The 12,868-nt window shown below is 64.2% G+C and carries 14 protein-coding genes; 8 read left to right on the plus strand and 6 right to left on the minus strand.

All coding sequences use genetic code 11. The features are described 5' to 3' along the window. The first annotated feature begins 110 nt into the window (after nucleotides 1-110). The 5 genes from mntR to FJ941_RS09855 all read left to right on the plus strand — a co-directional run bounded on the left by mntR (nucleotide 111) and on the right by FJ941_RS09855 (nucleotide 4,495). Entirely contained in the window at nucleotides 111-560 is a 450-nt protein-coding gene (gene mntR, locus FJ941_RS09835; protein WP_027145749.1) for a manganese-binding transcriptional regulator MntR, read from the plus strand. Between the two features lie 207 nt (nucleotides 561-767). Further along, nucleotides 768-956, plus strand: a complete 189-nt coding sequence (locus FJ941_RS09840; RefSeq protein ID WP_140505111.1) for a hypothetical protein — start codon at nucleotides 768-770, stop codon at nucleotides 954-956. Between the two features lie 26 nt (nucleotides 957-982). Next, entirely contained in the window at nucleotides 983-1,816 is an 834-nt protein-coding gene (locus FJ941_RS09845) for an alpha/beta hydrolase (RefSeq protein WP_140505113.1), read from the plus strand. A 334-nt stretch (nucleotides 1,817-2,150) separates the two neighbouring features. After that, complete coding sequence (locus tag FJ941_RS09850; protein ID WP_140505115.1) at nucleotides 2,151-3,074, plus strand: neutral zinc metallopeptidase; 924 nt, start codon at nucleotides 2,151-2,153, stop codon at nucleotides 3,072-3,074. Between the two features lie 155 nt (nucleotides 3,075-3,229). Further along, nucleotides 3,230-4,495, plus strand: coding sequence for a TCR/Tet family MFS transporter (locus FJ941_RS09855; protein ID WP_140505117.1), 1,266 nt, complete (start codon nucleotides 3,230-3,232; stop codon nucleotides 4,493-4,495). A 114-nt stretch (nucleotides 4,496-4,609) separates the two neighbouring features. On the opposite strand, the gene carA is transcribed toward FJ941_RS09855, so the two are convergent. Next, entirely contained in the window at nucleotides 4,610-5,815 is a 1,206-nt protein-coding gene (carA, locus tag FJ941_RS09860; RefSeq protein WP_140505119.1) for a glutamine-hydrolyzing carbamoyl-phosphate synthase small subunit, read from the minus strand. Nucleotides 5,816-6,090: 275 nt separating this feature from the next. Between carA and FJ941_RS09865 the strand changes: the two genes are divergently transcribed. Further along, nucleotides 6,091-6,540, plus strand: a complete 450-nt coding sequence (locus FJ941_RS09865; RefSeq protein WP_023781512.1) for a GatB/YqeY domain-containing protein — start codon at nucleotides 6,091-6,093, stop codon at nucleotides 6,538-6,540. Nucleotides 6,541-6,605: 65 nt separating this feature from the next. On the opposite strand, the gene FJ941_RS09870 is transcribed toward FJ941_RS09865, so the two are convergent. Then, entirely contained in the window at nucleotides 6,606-7,532 is a 927-nt protein-coding gene (locus FJ941_RS09870) for a LysR family transcriptional regulator (protein WP_140505121.1), read from the minus strand. Between the two features lie 101 nt (nucleotides 7,533-7,633). Between FJ941_RS09870 and FJ941_RS09875 the strand changes: the two genes are divergently transcribed. Next, nucleotides 7,634-8,425 carry an alpha/beta fold hydrolase gene (locus FJ941_RS09875; RefSeq protein WP_140505123.1) on the plus strand — a complete coding sequence of 264 codons (792 nt, stop codon included), beginning with the start codon at nucleotides 7,634-7,636 and terminating at the stop codon, nucleotides 8,423-8,425. A gap of 25 nt (nucleotides 8,426-8,450) precedes the next feature. On the opposite strand, the gene FJ941_RS09880 is transcribed toward FJ941_RS09875, so the two are convergent. Next, nucleotides 8,451-9,434 (minus strand): hypothetical protein, encoded by a 984-nt coding sequence (locus FJ941_RS09880; RefSeq protein WP_140505125.1) that lies wholly within the window; start codon nucleotides 9,432-9,434, stop codon nucleotides 8,451-8,453. 294 nt (nucleotides 9,435-9,728) lie between these two features. On the opposite strand from FJ941_RS09880, the gene FJ941_RS09885 reads away from it, so the two are divergent. Continuing rightward, nucleotides 9,729-10,286, plus strand: coding sequence for a GNAT family N-acetyltransferase (locus FJ941_RS09885; protein ID WP_140505126.1), 558 nt, complete (start codon nucleotides 9,729-9,731; stop codon nucleotides 10,284-10,286). A 2-nt stretch (nucleotides 10,287-10,288) separates the two neighbouring features. Here the strand turns inward: FJ941_RS09885 and FJ941_RS09890 are convergent, their stop codons facing one another. The 3 genes from FJ941_RS09890 to FJ941_RS09900 all read right to left on the minus strand — a co-directional run bounded on the left by FJ941_RS09890 (nucleotide 10,289) and on the right by FJ941_RS09900 (nucleotide 12,837). Further along, entirely contained in the window at nucleotides 10,289-11,326 is a 1,038-nt protein-coding gene (locus tag FJ941_RS09890; RefSeq protein ID WP_140505128.1) for a P1 family peptidase, read from the minus strand. Between the two features lies 1 nt (nucleotide 11,327). Then, on the minus strand, nucleotides 11,328-12,512 hold the full coding sequence (locus FJ941_RS09895; protein WP_140505130.1) for an MFS transporter: 1,185 nt from the start codon (nucleotides 12,510-12,512) through the stop codon (nucleotides 11,328-11,330). Between the two features lie 115 nt (nucleotides 12,513-12,627). Further along, nucleotides 12,628-12,837 (minus strand): DUF2061 domain-containing protein, encoded by a 210-nt coding sequence (locus FJ941_RS09900; RefSeq protein ID WP_027145762.1) that lies wholly within the window; start codon nucleotides 12,835-12,837, stop codon nucleotides 12,628-12,630. Nucleotides 12,838-12,868 lie beyond the last annotated feature (31 nt).

Here is a 12,868-nt window from a genome sequence, read left to right on the forward strand (position 1 = left end):
CGACCGGAGACGCCGATTGCGCCTCTCGTGGAATGCAAATAAACGGCCTGAAGAATCAGAGCCCATGCTATAAAAGCAGCGACGGCTAAACTTCCGAGGAGGAGCGCGCATTGGCGCTGAAGAACAGACCGGTTCCGCGTGAGCCGTTGCTCGATGCCGATATCCATTCGGAAGGGTTCCGGCAGACGCGCGAAGCGCGCCGCAGCGCGCTGGTCGAGGATTATGTCGAGCTGATCGCCGACCTGATCGAGGACGGCAATGAGGCGCGCCAAGTCGACATCGCCGCTCGTCTCGGCGTCGCCCAGCCGACGGTGGCCAAGATGCTGACGCGGCTCTGCGCCGACGGGCTGGTGTCGCGAAAACCCTATCGCGGCGTGTTCCTGACCGAAGCCGGCCGCAAGGTCGCGGAGGAAAGCCGCATTCGCCACCAGACGGTGGAAGCCTTCCTGCGCTCCCTCGGCGTCAGCGCCGAGACGGCGCGCATCGACGCCGAGGGCATCGAGCACCATGTCAGCGCCGAGACGCTGGAAGCGTTCCGCAAGGCGATGACGGCCCGCTGAAAGGCGCTTCATTGCCGAGTTTTCGAACACGTTGCAGCATGTCGCGGCGAATAGGATTCGCCCGATCTGCCGTAAGCTTCTGATTTTATGCATGTCGTTATTCCGAAACCGAGGACACTTCCGGGCGACATGCTTTAGTTGCTGGAACCGTCGGCGCTTATGCGCGTTGGCTCTCATCGCGCGCTTGTTGAGCGCAGGGAGGAAGCCATGGGCGTTGAGCAGGCACCGACCGCAAAAGGCAAGCAGGCAGCCACAGGATTGAAACAGGCGGCCGCCAGGGACGAGCGCAAGACCGAGGCCGAAACCGGACATTCGCTGAAGAAAGGCGCCGATCGTTTCGAGGAACGCTCGAAGAGCTCGGACGGCAAGAGCGCCGGTGCCAAGCAGAAAGAGTAGGCGGCGGTAATTCCGGATCGATGCAGATGACGATCGAGTGGCGCCCGCCCGAACGCTTTGTCTTTCAAGGACATTCCATCGCCTGGGGCGTGATGGGGGAAGGACCGCCCGCCGTCGTTCTCCATGGCACGCCCTTCTCCTCGGTCGAGTGGCGCCGCATCGCGCCATGGCTCGCCAAGCAGCGACGCGTCCACTATTTCGACATGCTTGGCTATGGCTGGTCGGACAAACCGGACGGCGACGTGTCGCGCGCCATCCAGAACGAATTGTTCGCGGCGCTCTGTGCCCACTGGAAGCTGGAACGGCCCGACGTGGTCGCGCATGATTTCGGCGGATCGACCGCTCTGCGCGGTCATCTGCTCAACGGGTTAAACTTTCGCTCGCTGGTGCTGATCGATCCGGTGGCGATCAGCCCGCAAGGCTCGCCGCTGGTCCAGGCAGCCAAACAGAACGAGAAGGTTTTTGCCGAGCTGCCCGCCTATGTCCACGAAGCGATCTTGCGCGCCTATATCAACGGCGCGACGTACAATCCGTTACGCAAGAACGAGATGCAGGCCTATCTGCGTCCATGGCTTGGCGACGCGGGCCAGAAGGCATTCTGGAGGCAAGTCGCACAGATGGATGACAAATACACGGAGGAGGTGGAGTGGCGATATGGCGAAATCCGGTGTCCGGTCACCATCCTCTGGGGCGACAATGACGATTGGATCCCGGTAAAGGACGGCCGGGAGCTGGCGCGGCGCATTCCCGGCGCGACGTTTCAGACAGTCCCTGATGCCAAGCATCTCGTCCAGGAAGATGCGCCAGAAGCGATCGCCGCTACGGTCCTTCAGTTCTGGCGGAGCATGGAAGCCGGCTAGGACTGTTCAGCGTTTGATAGAACCGCCGGACCGGCCTAATTTCCTTCGCTGGTCTTCGGCTCTTCGGCGATCTCGCGCTTGACCGTGTCGCGCACGCTGGCCAGCGCCACCAGCAGCGACAGGAAACCCCTGATCTCCCTCAAGCCTGGCACCCCTCCCAATGCCCGGCGATGCGACAGGCCTTGCGCGCTCCCTGCCAGTGCGGTGAAGCGGCCATGTGGCGCTGCCTGGCCACAAAAATGCTGTGACTTGGAGCAACCATTGCGATACTTGTTTGTTGGGTTGAGCCGGCCCCGCCGGAGCAATGGGGAAGTTCGCAGCACGAGGAATTGCCATGCTCTGGAGAGGCCGTCGTCAGAGTGACAATATCGAGGACGACCGCAGCGATGGTGGCGGCGGCGGGATCGGTGGTGGTGGCGGCCAGTTCCGCATCCCGATCGGTGGCCGCGCCGGTGGCGGCGGCAGCATATTCCTCGTCATTCTGGTGGTGCTGGCCGGTTGGTATTTCGGCTTCGATCCCTCGGCAATCCTGGGCGGCGGCGACGGCGGCCTGCTGCCGGGTGGTGGCGGCCAGATATCAGACAATAGCGGCAGCCAGGACAGCGGCGGCACCCCCGCCAATGACGAGATGAAGCAGTTCGTGGCGACCGTGCTCGCCGAGACGGAAGACACCTGGACCGGCATCTTCAAGTCGCAAGGCCTGACCTATGAGGACCCCAAGCTGGTGCTGTTTTCCGGCCAGGTCCGCTCGGCCTGCGGTTTTGCCTCCGCCGCGGCCGGACCGTTCTATTGTCCGGGCGACCACAAGGTCTATCTCGATATGACCTTCTTCCAGCAGCTCGACCAGCAGTTCGGCGCTTCAGGCGAGTTCGCCCGTGCCTACGTCATCGCGCATGAGGTCGGTCACCACGTGCAGAACCTCACCGGTATCATGGGTAAGTTCAACCAGATGCGCCAAGGCATGAGCGAAGCCGATGCCAACCAGCTGTCGGTGCGCATCGAGCTGCAGGCCGACTGCTTCGCCGGCGTGTGGGCGCATTACACCGGGCAAAAGGGCATATTGGAGCAGGGCGACTTCGAAAGCGCGCTGAACGCGGCCAAGCAGATCGGCGACGATACGCTGCAGAAGAAGATGCAGGGCTATGTCGTGCCGGAAAGCTTCAACCACGGCACCTCGCAGCAGCGGCAGACCTGGCTGACGCGCGGCTACAAGAGCGGCAAGCTGTCGGACTGCAACACGATGAGTGGTTCGCTCTAAGCAGTCGTTTTCGGATAAGGACCTGGCGGCAAGACGCCGTCAGGGAGTGTCAGGATCAAAGCTTCCTGCCTGTTCCCGCATTGTTCCTTTTCGCCGGCTCGCCTATAAGGTGCGTCCGCCCGCGCCCCAGGGCGGCCAGAGGAGCTTGACCCATCATGATCGACCCCAAGACCGCCAGGCGGGGCCTTGCGCTCGTTTTCACCACGCTGCTGCTCGACATTATCGGCTTCGGCATGATCATGCCGGTGCTGCCGGCTTTTCTCAGGGAATTGACCGGCGTCGGCATCAGCGAAGCGGCGATCGAGGGCGGCTGGCTGTTCTTCGTCTATGCGGCCATGCAGTTCTTTTTCGCGCCCATCATGGGCGGCCTGAGCGACCGGTTCGGGCGGCGGCCGATCCTGCTCGCTTCGGTGCTGACCTTCTCCATCGACAATTTGATCTGCGCGATCGCCTGGTCCTATCCGATGCTGTTCATCGGGCGTGTGCTCGCCGGCATTTCGGGCGCCAGCTATTCGACGACGTCGGCCTTCATCGCCGACATTTCGAACGACGAGAACCGGGCGAAGAATTTCGGCCTGCTCGGCATTGCGTTCGGCGTCGGTTTCGTCATCGGGCCGGTGCTGGGCGGCCTGCTCGGCACATTCGGCCCGCGCGTGCCGTTCTTTTGCGCCGCCGGGCTGGCCTTCGTGAACTTCCTGATCGCGATGTTCTTCCTGCCCGAAACGCTCGATGAAAAGCATCGCCGCCGCTTCGAGTGGAAACGCGCCAATCCGGTCGGCACGCTCCTGCAGATGCGCCAGTATCAGGGTATCGGCTGGATCGGGCTGGTCTTCTTCCTGATGACGCTCGGCCATATGATGTATCCGGCGGTGTGGTCGTTCGTCTCCAATTACCGCTATGGCTGGAGCGAGCAGCAGATCGGCTTCTCGCTCGGCGCTTTCGGCCTGTGCGGCGCGATCGTCATGGGCACGGTGCTGCCGCGCGTCATCCCGAGGCTCGGCGAGTGGAAAACGGCGGTCATCGGCCTGACGTTCACGGCGGCCAGCGCCTTCGGCTATGCCTTCGCCTCGCAAGGCTGGATGGTCTACGCGGTGATCGTCGTCGGCTGCCTGGAAGCTCTGGCCGATCCGCCGCTCAGAAGCCTCGCCGCCGCCAAGGTGCCGCCTTCGGCACAGGGCGAGTTGCAAGGCGCGATGACCTCGATCTTCTCGATCACCTCAATCATCACGCCGCTGCTCTATACCGCGATCTTTTCCTGGTTCACCGGGCCAAGCGCGCCTGTCACCTTCGGCGGCGCGCCCTATCTGGTCGGTGCGTGCTTCCTGGTCCTGGCGGTCATTGTCTTCGTCACCAAGGTGGCGAGACCGGCGACGGTCATGAATGTCACGAACAATGTCGTGGAAGATGGAGCCCAGCTATGAGCCGAAGGCAAGTGAGGGCCGGCCGGGCGTGAGGTCGAGGGATTTGCGATGCGGGGAAGAAGAGCGCCGAGGTTGCGGCAAGCTCACTTCCGATGAGGGGCGGCGCGAGGTCTCTCAGGCCCGCTCCACCAGCAATTCCTCGCCGCGCTTGTGGCGGATCAGGTTGACGAAGCGGCGGAACAGATAATGCGAGTCCTGTGGGCCGGGCGAGGCCTCGGGGTGATGCTGGACCGAGAACACCGGACGGCCGGTCAGCGCGATGCCGCAGTTCGAGCCGTCGAACAGCGAGACATGGGTTTCCTCGACACCCGCGGGCAGCGAGTCGGCATCGACGGCAAAGCCATGGTTCATCGAGACGATCTCGACCTTGCCTGTCGTGTGATCCTTCACCGGATGGTTGGCGCCATGATGGCCCTGGTGCATCTTGGCGGTCTTGCCGCCCAGCGCCAGCGCCAGCATCTGATGGCCAAGGCAGATGCCGAACACCGGAATGTCGGTCTTGAGCAGGTCCTGGATCACGGGTACGGCATAATCGCCCGTGGCTTCCGGGTCGCCGGGGCCGTTGGAGAGGAAGATGCCGTCGGGCTGCATGGCGAGAATTTCTTCCGCGTCGGTCTTGGCGGGAACGACGGTGACCTTGGCGCCGAGGCCGGCAAGCAGCCGCAAGATGTTGCGCTTGACGCCGTAGTCGATGGCGACGACATGCAGCGAAGGCTCGGCCTGTTCGCCAAAGCCCTCGTTCCACACCCATGGCGTCTCGCGCCAGACCGAGGACTGGCCCGAGGTGACGTCCTTGGCGAGATCGAGCCCGATCAGGCCCGACCATGCGGCGGCGCGCCGCTTCAGATCGTCGAGGTCGAAGACGCCATCCGGCGCATGCGCGATGACGGCGTTGGGCATGCCCTTTTCGCGGATCAGCGCGGTGAGCGCGCGGGTGTCGATGCCCGAGAGCGCGACGATGCCGCGCTTCTTCAGCCACTGATCGAGGTGGCCGGCGGTGCGGTAATTGGACGGGTTGGTGACATCGGCCTTGAACACGGCGCCGACAGCGCCGGCGCGGGCGGCCGGGTTGAGGTCTTCGATGTCCTCGCCATTGGTGCCGACGTTGCCGATATGCGGGAAGGTGAAGGTGACGATCTGGCCGGCATAGGACGGGTCGGTGAGGATTTCCTGGTAGCCGGTGAGTGCGGTGTTGAAGCAGACTTCGGCGACGGCGGAGCCGGTGGCGCCGAGGCCGCGACCCTCGATGACGGTACCGTCGGCCAGCACCAGAAGGGCGGTCGGCTTTTCAGTGGCCCAGGCGGGCGTCATCTCGGCCATGGCGGCACTCCTATCAGGCCGCGCGCCTCCATAGCCCGGCGGGCCTTCGCGCGGCAAACGGCGCGAAGCGGCGAATTCGCGGCCTCCACGCACCCAAGCTTCAGTTCATGCAAGGCCCAGTACATAGGGGAAGGGAGCAGGGCGGTCAATGATCATGCGAAATGCCGTCGCGATTTATTTCATTGAGGAATATCATAGGCTTGCCCTGGCATATCAGGGTTTGCGTTGGCCTGTCCCCGGCGCTATTGTCCGCGCCGACCGAAGGAGAGAGAGCAATGCGCGCGAAAATCGCCGAATCCCTGAAGACCGCGATGAAGGCGCAGGACAAGCACCGGCTGCCGACATTGCGGCTGATCCAGGCCGCCATCCACGACCGCGACATCGCCAATCGCGGCGCTGGCAAGGAACCCGCCAGCGACGAGGAAATCCTGCAGATCCTGGCCAAGATGGTGAAGCAGCGCGAGGAATCGGCCAAGGCATTCGAGGACGGCAAGCGGCCGGAACTGGCGGCGCAGGAACGCGGCGAGATGGAGATCATCCGTGGCTTCCTGCCGACGCAGCTTGACGATGCGGCAGTCACGGCGGCGGCGCGCGAGGCGATTGCCGCGACCGGTGCGGCCAGCCAGAAGGATATGGGCAAGGTGATCGCCGCGCTGAAGCAGAAATATGCCGGCCAAATGGATTTCGGCAAGGCGAGCGGCATCGTCAAGGGGTTGCTGCAGTAGGGCTTTTACCGTCGCGTCAGCGGCTTCCAACACGGCCACTCACTCGACGCCAAGCCGCGACTTGGCTATTGGGCCGATTTCCGAGGCTGCAACGCGCGGCGCAATGCCGGCGCTTCCTGCTGGATATGGTCCCACAGGCGGATGGAGATCGGCCCGTGCGGCCGGTCGCGGCGGCGCGCCACCACCAATTCATCGGTGCGGCCCGGCAGATGACTGCCGGCAATCGATAGTAGCTGTCCGCCGCGCAGCTCTTCCGCGATCAGGAAGTGGGGCAGGTGGCCCCAGCCGAGCGCTTGCAGGATAATCTCCTTCTTCATCGCTTGATCGGGGACCAGGCATTGCGGCGCGCCCTCGACCACGAAATAGTCCTGTCGTGGCGAATGCAGGGCGGTGTCGCGCATCACGCATTGGGTGAACGCCTGCATCTTCTCCAGTGTGATCGGTCGTTCGATGCGCTCGGGCAGGAAGCCCGGCGCCACCACGGGAATGAACGGCACCTCGCTGAGGTCGATCCATTCCACCCGCGCATCACCCTTGTCGATCCAGTGCAGGATGAGATCGGCCTTGTCGTCGAAAAGGCGCTCCCACGGGCCGCCGACGGCTTCGAAATGGAGATGCAGCCGGGTGCCGGGGCACTGGGCGAAGAACCGCCCGAGCATGCCCAGTACCTGCGGGCGCGGGCAGATGTCGCCGATCACGACGTGGATTTCGCTTTCCTCGCCCATCGATAGCTGGGCGGCATGGACGCGCAGGCCTTCCAGTTCGCGCAGCATCGATTGCGCGCGAAGGTGGAACGACAGGCCCGCTTCGGTCGCACGCACGCGGTAGCCGCTGCGATCCAGCAGGATGAGGTCGAGCTGGCGTTCGAGCCTGGCGACAGCGGCGAACACCGCGGGATGCGAGCGGTGGAGCATGGCCGCGGCCGGCTGAAAGCCGCCGGTGCGGATCACGGCGTCGAAGCACTGGAGGTCGTGCAAGGTGAATTCGGCCATGTCATCTTTGATTACAGAGATTGTCCTATCTTTGTAATATCACCAAAACCCGGCCACAGCTACGCTTTGCCTTATTCACCGTTCCAGGAGGATTTTTCATCATGAGTGAGCTGAATTTCGTGACTGTCGGCGACGGCACGCGCATCGCCTATCGCTTCGACGGCGATGCCGGGAAGCCTGTGCTGGTGCTGTCCAACTCGATCGCCACCACGCTGCATATGTGGGATGGGCAGGTCGGCGAATTGTCCAGGCATTTCCGCGTTCTGCGCTACGACTTTCGCGGCCATGGCGGGTCGAGCACGCCAGTCGGCGCCTATTCACTCGACCGGCTTGGCCGCGACGTGATCGAACTCATCGATGCGCTCGGCCTTGGGCGCGTGCATTTCCTCGGCCTGTCTCTGGGCGGTTTCGTCGGGCAGTGGCTCGGCATCAACGCGGCCGAACGGATCGACCGGCTGATCCTGAGCAACACCTCGTCCCATCTCGGGCCGGCAAGTTATTTCGACGAGCGGATTGCCGTCGTGCGACAGGCGCCGGACATGTCGGAAACCGCCGACGTGTTCCTCAACAACTGGTTCCCCGCGGACATGGTGGCGGCCAACGAACCCGTCATCGAGGAATTCCGCGCTATGCTGCTGGCGATCGACCGGCAAGGCCTGGCCGGCCTGTTCGCGGCGGTTCGCGACGCCGACCTTCGCCGCACGGTGGCGCTGATCTCCCGGCCGACACTGGTGATCGCCGGCGAGCACGACACGGTGACGGCGGCGAGCCATAGCGAGCTGATCGCGGCCGCGGTGCCCGGCGCGAAGCTTGTCGTGCTGCCCGCGGTCCACCTGTCGAACGTGGAATACCCCACCGAGTTCGTGCAGGCCGTGCTCGATTTCCTGCGCTGAGGCGGAGCAGGGCCGTGGGTACGTCTCACGGCTCCTTGCAGATCGGCAGCGGCTGCGCAGGTGGTGCGGGATGATCCTTCTTGTACTGGGCGATGACAGGCTCGAGCATTTTTCGCGGCCAGAATTTCGGCTTTCCGATTTCCTTCAGGCACGATGCGTTCCAGTAGGTGCCTGAAGCGGAATGGCCGCTGGCAACGGAGGCGATATCGCGCGATTCCGGATAGATGTAGAGCGTCGTCGGATTGTCCTTCACCATCGAGATGAGTTGCCCGGCATCGGCCGGCGACCAGCTGGTGCAACCATTGCTGCGGCCGCCGGCATAGTCCACCAGTTTGCCGAACGGCACGAAGCCGTCATGGTCGGCATAGGAACTGTTCGGGGTCTTGCGCATACACATGCCGCGCAGCACCTGTGCCGCGTGGCCGCCGATCACGCGCTGCCTTGCGTTGGCGGCTTCGCCTTCGCCGTCGAACTGGATGAAGGTGCGCTGGAAAGCCACGTCCTGTTTCGCGCCAGTGCGATAAAAGCCCTTGAACGAGGTCTTCGCTTCGCTGGTCATGTAGGCGCCGCCGGCGGTCAGTTCCGAATCGATGGCATTGCCGAAGTTCTTCGCGCAGCGCCTGCCGTTCGAAAAATCGACGGTGCCTTTCAGGTTCCGGCCGCCGCCGTGACCCGACGAAATCGCGCGAAACGACTGGCTGGCTTCGCATACGACATAGTAGCGGCGCCCGAGCACGCCATTGCCCAGATCGCCGGGACGGGTGGCATCCATGGCGAAGTAGCAGGGGTTCCGGACGGCGCCCTGCGCCACCTTCTTCAGGTAAAGCGCGCGCGCCCGCTCCAGCACGACTTGTGAGATCTGGCCATCGCCGTTGCCGACATGGACCTCCAGCCAGGCCGGAACGGCCGATGGCGCGGCAAAGGACCGGGCCGATGCCGTCAAGGCAACGATGATGGCAAGAAGGCTGAGGGTGACGACGACACCCAGCGGGACAGATCTCAACCGCACCGTACCCATTCTCCTGCCGAAGCCCTTTGTGATTCCCCGCGGAATCACCAGAGGACGATCATAAGACGCGGGGTGTCATCAGGCGAAACACATCTTGTTTAGCGCGTCGGCAAGTATGCGCGAAGAGACCAGGCCGACGCGCAACCATCCATAAGCTGCCATGCTGGGCCAAGGCTTGGGGCGGAGGCCTGCAAACGTCCCCAATTTTCGATCCGCCCGGATTGCTCTTCCAGCCGGCTTGAGCGCCCTGCTGTCGAAGGTTATGCCTGCCTCGTTTATCAGGAGGCATCGATCATGGTCGAGATCGTGAAACCGGCGCTTGAACATCTGACGTCCTACAAGGCGGCGCTCGAGCGCGGCTGGTCGCCGGACAATGTGCGGCTCCTGGAGGCGACGCGCGAGCAGCTCGCGGCCATAGAAGAAAATCCCATGGCGTTCCTCGCCGACCTCGATGATCCCGAGGCCAAAGGGCCGCCCATCGCCTTGCCCGACGGCACGCAGGTGCCGCGCCTGCCGGGCTTCCGCCGCTGGATCTGGGACGGCGAGGCATCGGGCTCGATCGGCTTTCGCTGGCAGAAGGGCACGGCGGAACTGCCGCCGCACGTGCTTGGCCACATCGGCTACGCGGTGGTGCCGTGGAAGCGGCAGCGCGGCTACGCCACCGAAGCGTTGCGGCTGATGCTGGACGAGGCGAGGGCGGTGGGCCTACCCTATGTCGAGATCACCGCCAAACCGGGCAATCCGGCCTCGCACAAGGTGATCCTGGCCAATGGCGGCAAGCTCGTCGAGCGCTTCGTCGAGGACGCTGCCTATGGAGGGGCGGAGAGCCTGCGGTTCCGGATCGAGCTGTAGACCTATCGCCTTTCGGCGTGGTCGCGCAGCCAGTCGGCGAGCGATGCGCGGTGCGTGCCGGCCCTGCTGGTGAAAGCCTCGGCGGACAGCATGGAATTCAGCACCGCCTCCTGCGTCGCTTCCGCCGCCGCCCGGAAGAGAATGTCGATGCGTGCTTCGTTGAGCGCGACCAGCGGCACCAGATCGCGGGTTTCATCGTGGTCGACCGGGTTGCCGGTGCTGAAGGCAATGGCTATGTCGCCGCTGCCATTGCCCCAGAAGGAGCCAAGCCTGGCGATGCCGGCCCCAGTGCGGCGCGCCACACGCTCGAGCTGGCGGTGTTCGAGCGGCACGTCCGTCACCAGAACGATCATGATCGAGCCGCGTTCGGCCTCGGCCTGCCGCCTGGGGTCGGGCCGGCGTCCATCAGGCAGGACGAGGTCGCCGGGCCTGCCGAAATTCGACAGGACGAGAATGCCAAGATGATGTCCCTCGCCAAGCGCAATTTTCCTGGAGGCCGAGCCTATGCCACCCTTGAAGCCGAAGCAGCTCATTCCCGTTCCGGCGCCGACATTGCCCTGCTCGACCGCGCCCTCACGGGCGTCCGCCAACGCGGCAAGGGCATGCTCCTCCGATATCGCCAGGGCCTGGATGTCGTTCAGCGCACCGTCATTGCATTCACCGACCACCGGATTGACCGTTCCGGTGGTGCGGCCGATATCGGGGTTCTGGCGGATGGCGTCACGGATCAGCGCCGTGGCGCAGGTGCCGACCGAGAGCGTGTTGGTCAAGAGAACAGGCGTCTCGATGGTGCCGAGTTCCTGCACCTGCGTCAGCCCGACCGTCTTGCCGAAGCCGTTGATGACATGGCTTGCCGCCATCACCTTGGTGCGGAACAGGTTTCCGCCATGCGGCAGGATCGCGGTCACGCCGGTGTTGATGTCGCCGTCGCGCAGCGTGCAGTGACCGACGCGCACGCCAGGCACGTCGGTGATCGCGTTGTGCGTGCCCGTCGGCAAGGTGCCGCAGGTCAGGCCGAAATCGGCGACAGTCCTTGCCATGTTATTCGGCGGCGGCCGGTACCGGCGGGCTGATGTCGCTGCGCCGTTCCCAAAGATGGGAGAGGACAGCCACAATGACGGCGACCAGCATGGCAAACGCGCCAACAGCCGGCAGGCTGCGATAGCCGTAGCCGGCATTGAGCATGGCGGCGCCGAGCGACGCGGCCAGCGCGATGCCGATATTGAAGCCGGACGGAATGAGCGAGGCGGCGAGGCCGGAGGCGTCGGCCGTCCAGGACAGGATGCGGGTCTGGATCGGGGTGCCGATGGCGAAGTTGAGACCGCCCCAGACGATGATCGCGACAACCATCGGCACGGGGTAGGGGCTGACGGCATAGATGACAGCCAGCGTCACCGCCTGCAGGGCGAGCATGGTGATCAGCGACGGCATCAGTTTCCAGTCCGACAGTTTGCCGCCGAGGAAGACGCCAAGCGTGGCGCCGACGCCGTTGAGCAGCAGCACCCAGGGCACCAGGTTTTCGTCGAGCCCTGTCACCTCCAGCAGCGTCGGGGTGATGTAGGTGAACAGGCAGAACTGGCCGAGCATCAGCATCAGCATCAGGATCAGCGAGGTCCAGACCTGCTGGCGCGCCAGCACGCGGACCTCGCTGGCTAGGCTCGCCGCCTTGGACTGATACCCGGTCGTGCGCGGCAACAGGGCCGCCATGGCCAGAGTTGCCGCCACGCCCAGCGCGCCCATCACCCAGAAGGTCGCGCGCCAGCCCCAGATGTTGCCAATGGCGGTGCCGGCCGGCACGCCGATGACGTTGGAGACGGTGAGGCCCGACAGGATGACGGCGACCGCCATGCCACGCTGATCCTCGCGCACCAGGCCGACGGCGACCACCATGGCGACGCCGAAATAGGCGCCATGCGCGACTGCCACGGCAATGCGCAGCAACAGCATCGAGGTGAAGTCGGGCGCCAGCGCGCAGGCCGCCTGGCCCAGGGTGAATGCGACGGCGAGGCCGAGCAGCAAGGTCTTGCGCGGCAAGGACTTGGTGGCGAGCGCCAGCAGCGGGCCGCCGATGGCGATGCCGCAGGCATAGCCGGAGACGAGATAGCCGGCGGAGGGAACCGAAACGCCAAGCCCTTGCGCCACCTGCGGCAGCACGCCGGCGATGACGAATTCGGTGGTGCCGAAAGCGAAGGCGGCGATGAACAGGGCGATGAGCGGCAGCGACATGAGCAGAAACCCCCGAAATACAGGGCTCAAACCATGGATAGCCCGGGCAGGCAATCCAGAAATTGTCACGGTCGCTTTAGCTTTTCTTGACCAGATCCGTTGGGCACCGGTCCCGTCAGGTCACGGACTTACGTCCGTAAGGAACCTTCAGCCATGCCCGCTCGTGAAAATAATAAAGCAGCGACTTGGTGAAGACCTCCGTTACACCGATGGCGGCCGCAATCTTGACGCTTCCGGTCACCACCAGCGAGATGATCATCGTATCGATGGTGCCGGTCACCCGCCAGGAAAGCGCCTTGGCGAAACTGCGCGAATGGGTTTCCATCGATTTCCTCCCGGTGGAAACGGATTCTTAG

It is taken from the genome of Mesorhizobium sp. B2-3-13 (assembly GCF_006442195.1).
GTDB lineage: Bacteria > Pseudomonadota > Alphaproteobacteria > Rhizobiales > Rhizobiaceae > Mesorhizobium > Mesorhizobium salmacidum.